Source organism: Sphingobacterium sp. LZ7M1 (genome assembly GCF_024296865.1).
Taxonomy (GTDB): domain Bacteria; phylum Bacteroidota; class Bacteroidia; order Sphingobacteriales; family Sphingobacteriaceae; genus Sphingobacterium.
This window is the reverse complement of the sequence record NZ_CP101134.1, coordinates 1,460,713-1,477,255: the sequence shown is the minus strand read 5'-3', so window position 1 is coordinate 1,477,255 and position 16,543 is coordinate 1,460,713. Positions and strand designations below refer to the sequence as shown.

At 39.9% G+C, this 16,543-nt stretch carries 17 protein-coding genes and 1 riboswitch; of the genes, 11 read left to right on the top strand and 6 right to left on the bottom strand.

The features are described from left to right. Positions 1-32: 32 nt before the first annotated feature. Complete coding sequence (locus NMK93_RS06290; RefSeq protein WP_254528418.1) at positions 33-959, top strand: SMP-30/gluconolactonase/LRE family protein; 927 nt, start codon at positions 33-35, stop codon at positions 957-959. A gap of 7 nt (positions 960-966) precedes the next feature. Here the strand turns inward: NMK93_RS06290 and NMK93_RS06285 are convergent, their stop codons facing one another. Beyond that, entirely contained in the window at positions 967-1,647 is a 681-nt protein-coding gene (locus tag NMK93_RS06285) for a hypothetical protein (protein ID WP_254528416.1), read from the bottom strand. A 346-nt stretch (positions 1,648-1,993) separates the two neighbouring features. Between NMK93_RS06285 and NMK93_RS06280 the strand changes: the two genes are divergently transcribed. Next, the gene (locus NMK93_RS06280) at positions 1,994-2,686 is read left to right on the top strand and encodes a response regulator transcription factor (RefSeq protein WP_254528414.1); all 693 of its coding nucleotides are present in this window, start codon (positions 1,994-1,996) and stop codon (positions 2,684-2,686) included. A 364-nt stretch (positions 2,687-3,050) separates the two neighbouring features. On the opposite strand, the gene NMK93_RS06275 is transcribed toward NMK93_RS06280, so the two are convergent. Next, on the bottom strand, positions 3,051-3,716 hold the full coding sequence (locus NMK93_RS06275; RefSeq protein WP_185217178.1) for a response regulator transcription factor: 666 nt from the start codon (positions 3,714-3,716) through the stop codon (positions 3,051-3,053). Positions 3,717-3,722: 6 nt separating this feature from the next. After that, positions 3,723-5,411: an ATP-binding protein gene (locus NMK93_RS06270; RefSeq protein WP_254528412.1), complete on the bottom strand. Its 1,689-nt coding sequence runs from the start codon at positions 5,409-5,411 to the stop codon at positions 3,723-3,725. A 480-nt stretch (positions 5,412-5,891) separates the two neighbouring features. Here NMK93_RS06270 and NMK93_RS06265 point away from each other — a divergent pair, with 480 nt between their 5' ends. After that, a complete protein-coding gene (locus NMK93_RS06265) occupies positions 5,892-6,641 on the top strand; it encodes a DUF6882 domain-containing protein (protein WP_254528410.1) in 750 nt (249 codons plus the stop codon). Between the two features lie 13 nt (positions 6,642-6,654). Here the strand turns inward: NMK93_RS06265 and NMK93_RS06260 are convergent, their stop codons facing one another. Both NMK93_RS06260 and NMK93_RS06255 read right to left on the bottom strand, forming a co-directional pair. After that, on the bottom strand, positions 6,655-6,936 hold the full coding sequence (locus NMK93_RS06260; protein ID WP_254528408.1) for a Rho termination factor N-terminal domain-containing protein: 282 nt from the start codon (positions 6,934-6,936) through the stop codon (positions 6,655-6,657). A gap of 30 nt (positions 6,937-6,966) precedes the next feature. Then, complete coding sequence (locus NMK93_RS06255) at positions 6,967-7,833, bottom strand: DMT family transporter (RefSeq protein WP_254528406.1); 867 nt, start codon at positions 7,831-7,833, stop codon at positions 6,967-6,969. Positions 7,834-8,054: 221 nt separating this feature from the next. Between NMK93_RS06255 and NMK93_RS06250 the strand changes: the two genes are divergently transcribed. The 8 genes from NMK93_RS06250 (at position 8,055) to NMK93_RS06215 (ending at position 14,942) form a co-directional block, all read left to right on the top strand. Then, entirely contained in the window at positions 8,055-8,795 is a 741-nt protein-coding gene (locus tag NMK93_RS06250) for a hypothetical protein (protein ID WP_254528403.1), read from the top strand. Positions 8,796-8,896: 101 nt separating this feature from the next. Further along, positions 8,897-8,995: riboswitch (TPP riboswitch) on the top strand. A 65-nt stretch (positions 8,996-9,060) separates the two neighbouring features. Next, on the top strand, positions 9,061-9,267 hold the full coding sequence (gene thiS, locus NMK93_RS06245; RefSeq protein ID WP_185211523.1) for a sulfur carrier protein ThiS: 207 nt from the start codon (positions 9,061-9,063) through the stop codon (positions 9,265-9,267). A gap of 19 nt (positions 9,268-9,286) precedes the next feature. Beyond that, positions 9,287-11,098 carry a phosphomethylpyrimidine synthase ThiC gene (thiC, locus tag NMK93_RS06240; RefSeq protein ID WP_254528401.1) on the top strand — a complete coding sequence of 604 codons (1,812 nt, stop codon included), beginning with the start codon at positions 9,287-9,289 and terminating at the stop codon, positions 11,096-11,098. Beyond that, entirely contained in the window at positions 11,095-11,703 is a 609-nt protein-coding gene (locus NMK93_RS06235; protein ID WP_185217183.1) for a thiamine phosphate synthase, read from the top strand. Before thiC ends, NMK93_RS06235 begins: the two co-directional genes overlap by 4 nt. Beyond that, on the top strand, positions 11,700-12,350 hold the full coding sequence (gene thiE, locus NMK93_RS06230; RefSeq protein ID WP_254528399.1) for a thiamine phosphate synthase: 651 nt from the start codon (positions 11,700-11,702) through the stop codon (positions 12,348-12,350). Before NMK93_RS06235 ends, thiE begins: the two co-directional genes overlap by 4 nt. After that, entirely contained in the window at positions 12,331-13,098 is a 768-nt protein-coding gene (locus tag NMK93_RS06225; protein ID WP_185211519.1) for a thiazole synthase, read from the top strand. Before thiE ends, NMK93_RS06225 begins: the two co-directional genes overlap by 20 nt. Before the next feature lie 4 nt (positions 13,099-13,102). After that, entirely contained in the window at positions 13,103-14,245 is a 1,143-nt protein-coding gene (thiH, locus tag NMK93_RS06220; RefSeq protein WP_254528392.1) for a 2-iminoacetate synthase ThiH, read from the top strand. Continuing rightward, positions 14,238-14,942, top strand: coding sequence for a HesA/MoeB/ThiF family protein (locus tag NMK93_RS06215; RefSeq protein ID WP_254528391.1), 705 nt, complete (start codon positions 14,238-14,240; stop codon positions 14,940-14,942). Before thiH ends, NMK93_RS06215 begins: the two co-directional genes overlap by 8 nt. Before the next feature lie 129 nt (positions 14,943-15,071). Here NMK93_RS06215 and NMK93_RS06210 read toward each other — a convergent pair whose 3' ends face one another. Continuing rightward, a complete protein-coding gene (locus tag NMK93_RS06210) occupies positions 15,072-16,493 on the bottom strand; it encodes an RtcB family protein (protein WP_254528390.1) in 1,422 nt (473 codons plus the stop codon). Positions 16,494-16,543 lie beyond the last annotated feature (50 nt).

Here is a 16,543-nt window from a genome sequence, read left to right as displayed (position 1 = left end):
ATTAAACCTAAAAATAACTTATATTGCTGATAATGACCAAGAAATCCGCAATTGAAAATGAAACAATTTCAGGATTTACAGCAATTTACCAAAACCAGGAAAATATGGCCCTGAAAAGAATTTATAACGAAGCTTTAAAATTAGGCGAAGGACCGGTTTGGGATTATAGGATCCAGAAACTTTTCTTTGTGGACATCATGGACAAAAAACTATACATCTATGATTACCAAACAAAGAGTTTTGAGGAGCATGTTTTCAACGAATATGTGAGTTGTTTGGCATTGACCCCTGACTTGGACATAATCTTAATCTCTCTTGAAAGCGGTCTGTATGAATTGGAATGGAAAACAGGGAGAAAGACTTTCATCACACAGCCTGAGCATAGGTCAAATTACCGATATAATGATGGTGCAGTTAGCCCTTGGGGAACTTGGTTAATCGGCAGCATGAACAACCTCAATAATGGTGATAACGGTCCATTGCTACCTGACGCAACCTTATATGAACTGAAGCAGGACAATGCAAAGCCACTATTGGATGGAGTCATTATTTCAAATGGGATTGTCTTTGAGGACACTTTTATCTATTTCATCGATTCTGAATTAAACTCGGTCAGACGATTCAAATACAATGATGGAAAATTGGAGGATGAAACCCTGGTCTTTCAGTATGATGGAACAGGTTCATTGGACGGAATGTGCCTCTCCAGGAGCCAAAAACTCTACATAGCAAATTGGGGCGCAAACCGGATCATCATATTTGATCTTGCAAGGTTAAAGGTCATCGATTATATCCCGTTGCCTTCCAAAAATCCAACTTCCTGCACTTTTGGAGGGCCAAATATGGATGAATTATTTATCAGCAGTTCTGCGCATGAAGATGACCAACCCGATGCTGCTGGCTTATATTGCTTAAAAATTGATGACGACGCTGCTGTGGAATTCATATTGAACCACTAAGTAAGTCTCAATAATCGTCATGATAGGTGTTGTCATCTTCGTCATAGAAATCAGTCATTTGTTCGATTAAGAAGAACATGATTTCTTTATCAGACTTGAACCTTTTGATCATTTTTTCCCAAGAACTAGGATTGAATTCGATTCTGTTTTTTTGAGAATCTTCATATACCCATTGCCTGTGAAAATCTTTGCCTAAGCTGGCTGAAAAATCATTTCGATCATATTCAAGAACACCTTGCAGGTTGCGTTTAATGCTAGCAGTACCAAACTTCCCCGATTCTTCATGATATTCATGTCCAAAAATATCCGTTCCTCTCTCGGAAGAATAACCACGATTGTCTTCAATCTTCTCTTTGCCAAACATGTCAATGACATGAGATAATCTATAATTTTTATCACGTGAATATTTACGAACCAGATTTCGCAGAAAATTGGTTTTCCCTTCATTATCTCTCATGATCCCTGGAAAATGCTTGGCTAGGTACTTTTCATCAAAGGTGATTCTATTGCTTGAATTGTCATAAAATTCCAATCCATTGAAGATATTCTTTTCAAGGGTGGCCTTATACATTCCATCAAGGGAATTGAACTCCAAGTGACCAAAAAAATTATTGCTGATTTTACCTCTTTGTGCCGATGCCGCCAGACAGTTGAAAATAATAAGGAGAAGGATCGTTAGCTTTTTCATGATTCTATTTTTCAGTTGGAATCTAATTTTGTTAAAAAGATTAAACTGTTACGAAAATAAATATTACCACAACTGTAACAAAGGTTTTTTTGGCTTTTTTATTATTTCAAAATAAAAAATTCGCATTAGTTAACCTTAAGTAAACACCAAGTTATTGGTTTGATTATCAATTGTTTAAAATCAATTAAAATATTAAGATTACATTAAAAAAAGGTTAACAGGTTCTATAATAGAATTATTTATTGCAATTCGATTAGCAGATTTGAAAAAATTATTTTAGTGTTTAAACATTGTTCGCTATTTTAGGATAAGCGATAATTAATTTCCAAACCATATATTAATTATTATGATTACCCTTGATGCCCAATTATTTGAAATCTCACATGGTCTTAATATGGGGAATTTCAGCATTCCTGACTTAGGCGATATCTTACCGGCAAGCCTCATGATCCATGATTTGAACGGAAATTCACCTAATGGCTGCAGTTATATGAACCATTGGGGGACCAGTTATTTAGGGGTATATCCTGAAGAGATCCCTGCCATGGGGATGGATTATTACGACCATTTCTTTGTTAAAGAGGAAATATTCAGCTTTTTTGTTGGTTTACAGCAGTATATCATCAATGGGGAGGCTGATAAAACATACAATTTTTTCCAAAGGGTAAAAAGGTATGCCGATCAACAGTATCAATGGTGTTTTACCAGTTGTAAACTTGCTAAAATTCAAACCGAGACTAAGTTGATCTTGATATCTGCTCCTATTGATGGATTAGACCATATCATCCAACGGGTCAATAAGACTTTGGATCAAAACGAATATGTGCATGCCCATTATAAAAAATATGCGCAACTGACCAAAAGGGAAAAAGAGATTATTCGAATGCTGGCAAATGGCTTCTCAACATCAGAAATATCAGACCAACTCTTTCTATCCTCCCATACCGTATCCACACACCGAAAAAACATTTGCAAGAAACTGGAAAATAAATCCTTTGCTGAATTATTGAAGTTTGCCGTAAATTTTGATTTGACTTAGTCTATTGCCAAATATTGGCGATTAGCAATAGGATCATATTCATTATAAACAATAAATAAAAAACCTGAGCCGGGGAAGCTCAGGTTTTTTTTAACTAACCAATTATTAACCTAAATTATGAAATTATTTACTCTTTTACTCTGTTTGCTATTATTAACGCAAAGCAAATGCCTAAATGTATATTAAGACCCATGGATTAACATTTTTTAACAAGATTGGCAGGAAAAAGCATAAAAAATGGCCTCTAAATAATTAGAAGCCATTTATATTTATTTTGGTTAATATGGGTTGGTCAAATCTGTAAGCAAAGATACTTTCCCTACTTGGCATTACCATACGGTTTTCCGTAAAGCAATCATTAATTTTATATTAATCCCTTATCCTTGCAATACAATACCAGTTGTTCATTCTTGGTAAAGCCTAATACCTCTTTCATCAGGTTCAGTCTTTTCTCGATACTACTCAATCCCGAAGGTTTGATATTCTTTTCCTGCAAGATTTGAGGGATGTTCTTTTGAAGGACTCCTTGGGATAGGGATGAGATAATCTGGATATCCATATTGGTAAATTCATGTGAATTCTTTGACCTTAGGGCCAAGCGGATATCGGGTGATTGATAAATTTTGTTGCTGGCAACCGCTTTCAGCGCTTCTCTAAAATGTTGCCCATCATGCCTTGCCTTCCTGACATAGGCATCGATCTGATAATTTCTAAAGAGATCCTCAATCAAGCTGATCCGATCAATGGAAGAAAATACAATCACCTTCAGATCTGGTTGTACTTCTTTTGCGGCTTTTATCAAGTCCTTACCATGGGAAATCTTTTGCGGGACGATATCATCTTCGAAAACCAAGTCGGTAATCAGGAGGTCATACGGCTCTCCCTCGCGAACTGCTTTTTTGATCCAACTGAGGGCATCATCGCAGTAATAGACATATTTGGTATCCGTGACTCCCATTTCCTGTACCGTCTTATGGACAGAAAGGTTGGCCACCTCATGATCTTCAGCAATCAATACTTTTTTAAACATAACATCCTATTTTTGAATAGGGATGGAAATGTGAATTCCTAAACCTCTATTATTATTTTTCTCAAAAGTAAGGGTCCCTTTCAATAGATTTATACGGTTTTCCGTATTCTTAAATCCATTGCCATATTTTAAGGAATCCGAAAGTCCAATGCCATCATCTTTATAATGAACATGAAGGTTATTACCATCGTAATCAAATCGGACGATGACTTCCTGCGCTTTACTATGCTTCTGCATATTGACTAGCAGCTCCTGCAAGACCTGCTCTAGGTTGTCCTTTTGAAGGGCATTGAATTTTTCCCAAATAGCTTCCTCGTTCCCTGCAATCAGGATGGTACGGTCCTCATTTGAAAATGACTTCAGTAATTCGGAGATGGTCAGATGGAACTGAATATCATCCATCCCGAGGTCTTCAACTTCGTAGGATATATCCCTAGACTTATCATATAGGATTTCCAACCGGTCCAATAGCTCCTCTCGGTTGATATCATCTCGATTCTCTAATTCAGCCATTACCCTGTAAATCCCATTCGCAACGACATCATGGACTTTTCTGGAAGTTTTCAGTTGACTTTCCTTCACCCTATTTTCAGCTTCCAATTCCATTCGCTGTTTCCTTCTTTTATGCCAATTCAAGAAATAGAATGAAGTCAGTGCAGCCACAATCAACAGACCGACGATGAATACCCGCATCAGGTTCAATCTATATTGCTTTTCAGCAACTTCATTGCTAAGCTTCAGGTTGTTGGTTTTACTCTTTTCCACCTCGTAGCGGATTAATGCAAATTGATTTTTTGCAGTCATCCGTGCAATTTCGACGCTGTCCTGTATCTTATGGTACCTTTCTAGTATAGGTTGGTTTCTTTCTAGAACAGAAAGTTCCAACATGCGCTGCAGGGCATCCATTTGGGCATCTGGATTTTTGATAGCCTTAGCCGCCTCATATTGCTGCTTGGAATAATACAGCGCTGAATCCTTGTTCCTCTCCTTATAATAGTTCGCCATATGGGAATAACTCGAATTGAGCCCCCAAGGGTCTTTCTTCTTCTGACGGATCAGCATGGCCTTCCTCAATACGGGCAAAAACCTGTAATTCGTATCGACATGGCTTTTTGCCCTGGCATAATTCGTTAAGAATCGTGCATAATCAATGGAATTTGAATCTGTATTGGATAGTAGTTTTTTTAAGATTTCAATGGCTTTTTGATATTCTCTATTCGCTATATAAGTGGAAGCCAAGTTATTTTCGTAAACCTTTTTATTGGCAGGGTTTGCGGCATACCGTATGGCTAATTGATTGGCTTCAATTGATTTTTCAGTATCCTTTAGGGAAGTATAGACATTACTTAAATTGTTGTAGACCATTCCCAACAAGCCGTATTGAGCGGTATCGTTCAGGTTCAGATATTCAATGGCCTTGGTGGAGGTTTCCTGGGAACCATAATAATCACCAAAATCAGATTGGGTCACGGCCATATTGATCAAGCTTTCGGCCACACCGACACTATCATCCCTTTCCAAGAACAGAGATTTTGCTTTCTCAAAATAGACAAATGCACTATCAAACTCATTTTTGTCCAAGAAATCGTATGCCTGTTCGTAATACGGATTCTTCTCTGATTCTTGAGTAGATGTAATTTGGTTTTTACAGGATACTAAAAGCAGTAGCCCGGTCAAGAGTAATAATGGTTTCACAGGTAAAAATAATAATGGTCAAAAATAGCCAATAAAACAATTACTTTTCAGCACATAACACTAATAATCACAGGAATGAAAGATTATTTTGTTAAGCGAAACAACTGTTTGAACAGACATTGCTGTAACAACTCGGCTATCTTTACAATAACAAATTGTTACACAACCATTTATCTATGTAAATTTTACAATATCAAAAAAATACGATCTTAAAATAGGCTACCTTATTAAGTCCAGAATTTAAGCAAATATTTAACCAAACGACCATTAATAAGCTAAAATAAAACCTAACTTCACTTTAATTGAGGTAAAATTAATATTCGACGATTTAGGCTGATAAGTATTTTCTCCTACAAACAGTAGATATAACACTACGAAAAATGAATTTCCTACAACATTAGCCCCTTCTAATTATGGATTTCAACCAGCCTTTGTTAACTTAAATCATCAAAAGAAACTAACACAGTAAAGTAATATATTATGGGATTTTTAAATAGGTTATTTGGAAAACCTACACCTAAACAGGAAAATGAAAAATCAGAACAACCAACCAGCAAAGAAAGCCCTATAATTGAGCCAATAAAAACGGAGAAAGAATTATTTGAGAGTTATGCAGCTTATGGATTTGAAAAGCAAGTGGACTTTTCGGAATTAATTGAAGACAAGAGCTGGGATGCGGATTTGACACGTGGGTCAATCACTTTTGGTGATGGACTTGAGTTTCCATTGCAGATTATTGGGAGCTTTTCTTATTCTGTGAACACTTGGCTTTGGTCATGGGCAAATAGTCAATCAAACTTACCTGAAAACCTCCTAATTGATGCGAAAGCATTGAAGGAGTTTGGTGTGAAAAATAAAATAGATCAATTGAGGACTCCTGAATTTTCGATCAAACAGGAAGACTTACATCGATTGGGCCTAATCGCAGTCGGAATGTTTGATGCCGACGCCTATTACCTAGCAGATTATGGCAGTGGGGTCATGCTCATGACCGTAAAATCAGAGTTAATCCAACAGAACAGAAAAGATAATCATTACAGAATATTCACAACCTTCCCGCAGGTGATCTCAAACTTTGAAGTCGATCATAGGAATACGTTGATCCATTACCTGAAGAGCAAAGGCTATGAAGTCGAAGAGAGCGATACTCAAGTCATAGGCACGAAAGCTAATGAAAAATGTACTGCAAGCTTAGATTCCCTAAATCGCGTAGTAAATTTAGGAGGATAAAAAAAGAGGACTGTTAATGTCCTCTGATTTCTTTGATAAGCTGTCCCTTATTCATGCTGTGACGATTTTTTATACCGATTTCTTTTGCTTCTGCCAATAAATCAGATTTTGATCTTTCTTCCAGCTTTTTAGAATTATGATCGATGGTACCAGCAGCCTGGGCATTTGAGATTCGGGCAGCTTTTTCTTTACTCATCCCCTTATCTACCAATGCATCATAGGTTTTTGGTTTTTTTATCTGGGGTGTTTTTTCTCTGGGCATATCATTGAAAATTTGTTTATACCCTTTGAACATTTCATGGATTTTTTTGTTGGAATTTTTTATTTATAGTTCAAGCATTTCCTGTTTTCGAGAAAAAATTGTCGTCCCTATACTTGCCAACACCACACATAAGACAGACACCCATTGATTGATACTGAGGTATTCATGTAAAAATATCAGTCCAGAGAGTGCACCGAATGCAGGCTGCAGACTGGTCAAGATGCTGAATGTTTTGGCTGGCAGTCTTCCCAAGGCCATCATGTCTAATGAAAACGGCAATGCAGAAGATAAGATGGCCACGAGAAGCCCTTTGGAAAATTGCCCAGTATTGATGTTCAATATCGCGCCATCCATTAAGGCAAATGGAACTATAAAGACCGTTGCGATCATCATCCCGGTAGTAACTGCCTGTTTACCCTCCATAACTTTGGAAAGCTTGGCCCCCATCAGGATATACACGGCCCAGAAGACCCCTGCAAGCAAGGCTAATCCCAATCCTATCGGATCGATGCCATTGCTCTTCCAAGGAACGATCAGTAAAATTCCTGTCAAAGCCAATACTGCCCAGATGACATCTGTCCATTTCTTTGATAGGACAAAGGCCAAGAACAGAGGTCCTACGAATTCAATGGTAACACCTAAGCCCAATGGGATTCTTTGGATGGCCATATAAAAAATGAGGTTCATGACGGCAATGCCGATTCCGTAAAGGCCACAGTACATCCATTGTTGCTTGTTGAAGGTACGTAGCTTCGGCCTATTAATCGCATAGAGCAGAATGGCAGATAAGCCAATCCTCAAGGTTGTTGTCGCAATGGGACCAATGGCCGGAAACAACTGCTTCGCGAATGATGCTCCCCCTTGCACACAGATCATGGATAAGATGGCAGCAGCAACAGCAATATTGGTGTTTCGGATTTTGGCAAACATGGTCAATCGCTCTTTTTAAAATTGAATCCAAAAATAGCCTTTCATTTTTAGTAAACAGGCGAAATGAGAATAATTAATTCCCCAAACGACTTCCTGTATTTAATTTTCTTAACCAATATGTTAAATATAGTTATTACTGTCATTCTAAGCCTTTAGATTTAGTAAATTAGACTAGATGAATTATTTTCACCTAAAGAAAATGAAAGCTTAATATTAGAGCTATGGCATTAAAACCGATTATTATTTCCTTCCTTTTGTTCCTTTATAGTTTGGTGGCATTTTCCCAAGCTCAAAAGAGGTATACCGGCACAGTTTACTCCAGTGACAGCAGTCTGTTGATCAAAAATGTGGATGTCATTAACCAAAGAACAAAACAAACGCTGCGATCAGATTTTGATGGTTCCTTTGGCATCGATGCCCGCCCGTCTGATAGCATAACCTTTGTCCATCCGCATTGGAATAGCCTCAGTATCTTGGCTGAAGATCTAAAGCAGCATGTTTTCCTACAGAAAAAATCCATCGTGCTAGAAGAGATCGTCGTCATGGGGAATACCAAAGCTGCAAAGCTGAAGGAACTGGAAAGCATGAAAAAAGATATCAACGTTAAAGGGGGACTATATTACTCCGGTGAACCACCATGGTACCTGCTTCTACCCTTTGGCATGCCAACCGTTACTTACTTCTACGAAAAATTCAGTAAATCTGGTAGAAACGCGAGAAGGTTCAATGCTTTTATGCAACAAGAAATCAAAAATATGGAAGTGGACCAAATCTTCAACAAAGCAAGCATCAGCGATATTATCCCCATGGACGATGAAGAGCTGGAACAGTTTATGGTGGAATATAGACCTGATTTCGAAACTGCCCAATATTGGACCAGCTATGACCTGCATGTGTATATCAAGAAATATTACAAAGAATTTAAAGAGAAAAACCCTGCTGAAAGATTGATCCTAAAGTAGTTCTAGGGATTGCTTAAGGTTTCTTCTCGGTAAAGAAGCAACCTGTAAATTGTATTATAATCACAAATAATTTCTTTTAGTTAACTCATTTAGCTAACTTGCCTACGCTTTAGGGGTGTCTGCATTAATTGCAGGCTGAGATTTTACCCTTATAACCTGATCTAGATCATACTAGCGTAGGGAAAAGTAAAATGTCATTCATGGGTGCGTCCTGTACCTAAAGTAGACATTCCTAAAGCATTAATGCTTAAATAACTATTCAGGAATGTTACTTATTATCAATAATCAGACAAAACAGTACAAGAGATCTCCATTTACCTTGGAGGAATTAATGGATTTGGAGCTTAAAGGCAAAACCAAAGGTGTTGCTGTTGCCCTAAATAACCAAGTCATCCCTAGAGACAAATGGTCGGATACCTTATTGACTGATACTGATTCTATCCTAATCATAACCGCAACTCAAGGCGGATAACCCTTAAATATTTGAAGACATGACAGAACAAAAGATTACAACCAATGCTTTTCCAAATTCCAAAAAGGTTTATATTCCAGGTAACCTATACCCTATCCAAGTTGCAATGCGTGAAATATCCCTGAGCCCAACCAAGCTGAGCAAGGATGGTCTTGAAATAAACCCTCCTGTTACGATTTATGATACTTCTGGTCCATATACGGATGTGAATTCTGAAATCGATATCCGTAAAGGCCTGGACAGGATCAGGGAACAATGGATTTTAGACCGCAACGATGTTGAGATTCTGGATGGCATCAGTTCGGAGTACGGACAAAAAAGGCTCCATGACCCAAGCTTGGATGAATTGCGGTTTTCTTACAATCATAAACCGAAAAGAGCAGCAGATGGACAAAATGTAACCCAACTGCACTATGCTAAGAAAGGGATCATCACTGCAGAAATGGAATATGTTGCCATTCGTGAGAACCAAAGAATTGAACAATTACAGTCCGCTACGAAGGGAATAGCTGAACAACATAAGGGCGAAAGCTTTGGTGCAAATACGCCAAAACGGATCAGTCCTGATTTTGTGCGGGATGAAATCGCAGCCGGAAGGGCAATCATTCCAAATAATATTAACCATCCGGAAAGTGAACCTATGATCATTGGCCGTAATTTCTTGGTGAAGATCAACGCCAATATCGGAAACAGCGCTGTAAGTTCCAGTATCGAAGAGGAAGTGGAGAAAGCAGTCTGGGCATGCCGATGGGGTGCAGACACGATCATGGACCTCTCTACCGGAAAGAACATCCATGAAACCCGCGAGTGGATTATCCGAAATTCTCCAGTACCAATAGGTACAGTTCCTATCTATCAAGCTTTAGAAAAAGTTAAAGGTGTGCCGGAAGATCTGACCTGGGAGATTTTCAAGGATACCCTCATTGAGCAAGCAGAACAGGGTGTTTCCTACTTTACGATACATGCGGGTGTCCTGTTGAGATATATCCATTTAACGGCGAAAAGGGTAACAGGAATTGTTTCTAGAGGTGGTTCTATTATGGCTAAGTGGTGCCTATACCATCATAAAGAGAATTTCCTGTATACGCATTTTGAGGAGATATGCGAAATCATGAAAAAGTATGATGTAGCCTTCTCTTTAGGTGATGGATTAAGACCAGGCTCTATTGCCGATGCCAACGATGAGGCTCAATTTGCAGAATTGGAAACCTTAGGAGAACTGACTAAAATAGCTTGGAAGCATGATGTTCAGGTGATGATAGAAGGTCCGGGACATGTCCCTATGCACATGATCAAAGAGAACATGGAAAAGCAATTGGAAGAATGTGATGAGGCTCCATTTTATACCTTAGGCCCATTGACAACGGATATTGCACCCGGCTATGACCATATCACTTCAGCTATTGGAGCTGCAATGATCGGCTGGTACGGTTGTGCTATGCTGTGCTATGTTACACCAAAAGAACACTTAGGCCTTCCCAATAAAAAAGACGTTAAGGACGGTGTAATCACCTATAAACTTGCTGCCCATGCTGCAGATTTGGCCAAAGGACACCCTGGCGCCCAATACAGAGACAATGCATTGAGCAAAGCGAGATTCGAATTCAGATGGGAGGACCAATTTAACCTTTCACTCGATCCTGATACCGCAAGAGAGTTTCATGACGAAACTTTACCTGCAGATGCAGCAAAGGTGGCTCATTTCTGTTCGATGTGCGGCCCTAAATTCTGTTCCATGAAAATAACGCAAGAGATCAGGGAGGCAACCGAAGAAAGGATGTTGGAAAAATCGAAGGAATTTATTGAAAGTGGAAAAGAAATATACCTATGATCATAGTCGTTTCTCCAAACAGCAATTATCCTAACGAACCATTGCATGTCAACAACATGTTAGATAATGGATTGGAGCTATTTCATTTCAGGAAATATGCCTCATCGGATGACCTGGCTTTGGAGTATTTGGACAATATTGATGTTTGTCAAAGAAAGAAAATCGTACTTCACTCCCACCATCACCTTGCGACTGAGTTTATGGAAATTGAGCGTCTGCATTTCAATAGTTATGATCGGATAAGAGGGAAGCAATTGGAGTATAATGGTAATTACATCTTATCGACCTCCACGCATTCTATTCAGGAATTCAATGAATTGAACAAGACTTGGTCTTACGCCTTTCTTAGCCCTATTTTTCAGAGTATCTCAAAGCCTGGACACGGTATTTCGAACAATGTTTTTGAAGATATTGAACTAAAGGACAATGCAGATGTCGATTTGATTGGACTAGGAGGAATTGAATATCAAAACATGGAAAGAGTATTAGGCAAAGGTTCGGACGGAATTGCTTTGTTAGGGTCCATTTGGAATCAGATCGATCCAACTAATTATTTGATCTCCTGCAATGAAAAACTAGCATTATGGAAGGCAGACCAACTATGAAAACTAACTTAAGTCGAATCCAATACATATCTGATGGAAGAACTTTTTCGGACCAGGAAAGAAATATCAGGAAGGCTCTGGATTCAGGAATCAAGTGGCTACAACTCAGGTGGAAATTTGGAAGAGAAAAGGAACTTCATCAGCTTGCAGAATTGAGCCGAAAGCTCTGTGAACTCTATCAGGCAACCTTTATCATCAACGACCATTTATATTTAGCCAAAGACCTGGATGCAGATGGAATCCATTTAGGGTTGCAGGATGAATCTATTTTAAGTGCTAGAGCTGTCTTAGGCAATGAAAAAATTATTGGAGGGACAGCAAACAGCTTCCAGGATGTACTTCAAAGAATTCAGGAAGAATGCGATTACATTGGTCTTGGACCATTACGGTTCACCTCAACCAAACAGAAACTGAGTCCAGTTCTAGGATTTTCAGGATACCAGGAAATCATCCAAAGACTAAAAAATGAAAAGGTACAATACCCTCCAATTTATGCCATTGGAGGGATAAAAGAACAGGACTTAACCGAATTGTTGCAAGCAGGGATTTATGGCGTGGCTATATCAAGCTTGATTCAAAATGACCCTTCTGCAACTTCAAGAATGAATCAATTTTACACAGAAGATTATGTTGAAAATAGCCGATAAAACATTTCAATCCAGACTTTTCTTAGGTTCTGGAAAATTTGGAAACCTTTCCCAAATGGAGGAAGCTATTTTAGTTTCTCAAACCGAATTGGTCACCTTAGCGTTAAAAAGAGTGGATCACCAATCTGCCGAGGATACCTTGCTGAATTCCTTGTCATTACCCAATGTGGCCTTGCTTCCCAATACTTCGGGAGCTAGGAATGCAAAAGAAGCAATTTTTGCAGCCCAACTTGCAAGAGAAGCTTTTGAAACCAATTGGATCAAACTTGAAATCCATCCTGACCCTCGATATTTGATGCCTGACCCCATCGAAACTTTAATAGCTACCGAGGCGTTAGCCAAGCAGGGTTTTATCATCATGCCCTATATTCATGCTGACCCTGTTTTATGTAAAAAACTGGAGGATGCCGGTACGGCAGTTGTTATGCCATTAGGTTCTCCAATAGGAAGCAACAAGGGATTAAAGACCATAGACTTTTTGGAGATCATCATTGAACAGAGTCAGGTACCGGTAGTAGTCGATGCGGGCATTGGAACCCCCTCTGATGCTGCCCAAGCCATGGAAATTGGAGCAGATGCCGTATTGGTGAACACTGCAATTGCCACGGCCTCGGACCCTATTAAAATGGCCGAAGCTTTCAAGCTGGCCGTGATTTCAGGAAGGATGGCTTATGAATCTGGATTAGCAAGCAAGAGCTTCAATGCCAATCCATCTTCTCCACTAACTAGTTTTTTAATGGATCAATAACAGGATGGACATCAAAGAAACCTTAAACCAATACGACTGGAAAGAAATACAAAACAAAATACAGAATTGCAAAACCTCCGATGTTGAAGCATCCCTGATTCGGCCTAAGAAGTCTATCATGGACTTTCTGAACCTAATCTCACCTGCTGCAGAACTTTATTTGGAACCAATGGCACAACTAAGCAGCCAGTTGACCCAACAGCGTTTTGGCAAGACCATACAACTGTATGCCCCTTTGTACCTGAGCAATGAATGCCAGAACATCTGTACCTACTGTGGCTTCAGTATGGACAACAAAATAAAACGAAGGACCTTGAGCAATGCTGAAATCATCTTGGAAGCCATGGCTTTAAAAGAGATGGGGATCAATCATGTCCTATTGGTTTCGGGAGAGGCCAATAAGACCGTAGAAATCCAATATTTCCTGAACGCCATCAGTCTCTTGAAACCCTTTTTTTCAAATATCTCCATTGAGGTACAGCCACTCTCCCAGGAAGAGTATGCCATGCTCCATCAGGCAGGAGTACATTCAGTGTTGGTCTATCAAGAAACCTATCACGAGGAAGTCTATAAAATATACCACCCGAAAGGCAAAAAGTCCAATTTCAAATTCCGATTAGAAACACCAGATCGCATAGGCTCTGCCGGAATCCATAAAATAGGTCTAGGCGTTCTATTAGGCCTAGAGGATTGGCGGATTGACAGCTTCTTCAATGCGGTTCATCTGAATTACCTACAACAGCGATATTGGAAAACCAAATATTCCGTTTCATTTCCACGATTGCGACCCGCGGAGGGCATAATTGAACCCAACTTCATTATGGAGGACCGTCACTTGTTGCAATTGATCTGCGCCTATAGGATCTGGAATCCGGATCTGGAGATTTCAATCTCTACGCGAGAAAGTGAAAACTTCAGGAACCATATCATCGCATTGGGAGCAACAACCATGAGTGCTGCCTCAAAAACCAATCCTGGTGGATATGTCGTGGACCCGCAATCTCTGGAGCAGTTTGAAATTTCCGATGAACGAAGTATGGAAGAAATAAAGAACAGTATAAAGGCCAAGGGCTATGACCCTATCATGAAAGATTGGGACTCCTGTTTTTCTGAACAATTCAGCAACTCAAACAGCAACCATGGATAAAGAATTCAGTCGCTATAGCCGACAGATCTTCATGGAAGAAGTATCCATTGAAGGCCAGCGCAAGATTGGAAACTCAAGGGTTCTGGTGATCGGTGCAGGCGGATTAGGATCCCCTGTCATTCAATACCTTGCAGCAGCAGGCGTTGGGAAATTGGCTGCAATCGACTTTGATATACTTGAAATCCATAACTTAAACCGACAGGTGATACACCAAGAAAGCTTTATTGGAAGGCCAAAGGTCGAAAGTGCACATTCTTTTGTACGCCAATTCAATTCAGGAATTTCTTTCGAGCCCATCGACCAGAAACTAAATAAGGAAAACATTGCGGCTGTATTTTCGGGATACGACATCATCGTAGATGGTTCAGATAATTTTGAAACGAGATACTTGGTTAATGACCACTGTATCAAAATGGGAAAAACACTCGTTTATGGAAGCATATTTTCCTTTGAGGGTCAAGTGGCTGTATTCAATTATGAGGGCAGCAAGAACCTAGGGGATATATTTCCAAGTCCCCCTAATCCAGAGGATGTACAGAACTGTGACCAATTTGGGGTTCTGGGAGCTTTGGCGGGAATCACTGGAACCATGATGGCCATGTTGACCCTGAAAGTTATTCTGGGACTTAATGTCCCTGTAAACCAGTTGACCATCATCGATGGCAAAAACTGGAACTTCAACCAGTTAAGATATTAAAGAGAGTAATTAGTGTGACAATTACTAAAGGATAAGATGGCAGGTAAAAATCCTGCCTAACCTTATCCCTTTTTATTAAAAGGCAATATTAAGGTCAAAGAACCGAACAAAAAGCCAATACCTCCATGCTTAATCTTCCCTTGAACCATCGTCAGCCATGCGGACCACCTTTGGATGGAAGGATGCAACCACATCCAGCAATTCCTTTTGGGCATCCATGACCTCATGGATATTCTTATAGGCCATTGGCGCTTCGTCCAAATCCGCTCCGATCAAGGTTATCCCTAGATCTTCCAACCGCTGATTAAGCTCTTTTCGTGACAAGGTCTTTATCGCTTGGGTACGGCTCATCAATCGTCCTGCACCATGCGAAGCCGAATTGATCGCTCCCTCAGCCCCTTTTCCACGCACCAGAAATCCTGGTGCAGCCATCGATCCCGGAATGATTCCCATCACCCCTTTTGCCGCTGGAGTTGCGCCCTTACGGTGCACGATCAGCTCCTCTCCTTTCCACATCTCTTTCCAAGCAAAGTTATGGTGATTTTCCACCTTCGTCAATCGCTCAGCACCCAATTCAGAGAGCACCTTTTCATGGATCACTTCATGGCAGGCTGAGGCATAGTCCCCCGCTAGGTTCATGGCTAACCAATATTCTTGGCCTTCAGCAGAATCTAAGTCGAAATAAGCCAAATGCTTGGCCTCATGCGGCAATTGACAGAACTGCATAGCCATTTTGGTATAGTGATTGGCGATCATTGCCCCCAATCCACGAGAGCCAGAATGCGTCAATAGAGCCAAGTACTGTCCTTGAGGAACCCCTAATTCTTTATCCTCTTCATTAAATTCCATGATGCCAAACTCCACAAAGTGGTTTCCACCACCTGAAGATCCTAACTGTGTCCAAGCCTTATCTTTTAATTGCTTCACAAAAGGATTGGCATCAAACTGATCGTTCTCCAACACCTCGTGGTCAAGACGTTCATCTTTCAAGAAACCGTTCCCCGCACCAAAGCGCGTGGTTTTCATCAAGATCTTTTTCAGCTCGTCCCGATGGGTATCCACATAACTGGCCGGAAGGTCAAATATGGAGAGCGCCATACGGCAACCGATATCGACCCCAACAGCATAAGGAATGATTGCATTTTTCGTTCCCAATACCCCACCAATAGGCAATCCATAGCCTTGGTGTGCATCAGGCATCAAGGCACCGGCAACCGTTACCGGCAGTTTCATCGCCGTTTTCATTTGGCTCTTTGCCCCATCCTCAATTTGCTCAGCGCCATACACCTCGTATGGCAACTCTTCAGTCTTCAAGGGGATATTGTATTTTCCCAATTCCTCTATATTCAACAAGGCAAATGAGAGCGGTGAAAACACGGGATCTTCAGCAAAAGCTTTTGGATCATCCAAAACAGCTTTAAATTTCGTCAACATTTCCTCTTTGCTAAAACCCAATCGCTTCTTGTTGATCTTCAAAGCAACCCCAATAGCCAAATTCTCTTTATATCCTAAGGCAATCAAATCATTGCCATTAATTCTCTTATTTTCCATCTTTCATTAATTTAACAAATAATGACCATTTAATAAATCTGCAGGGCCTT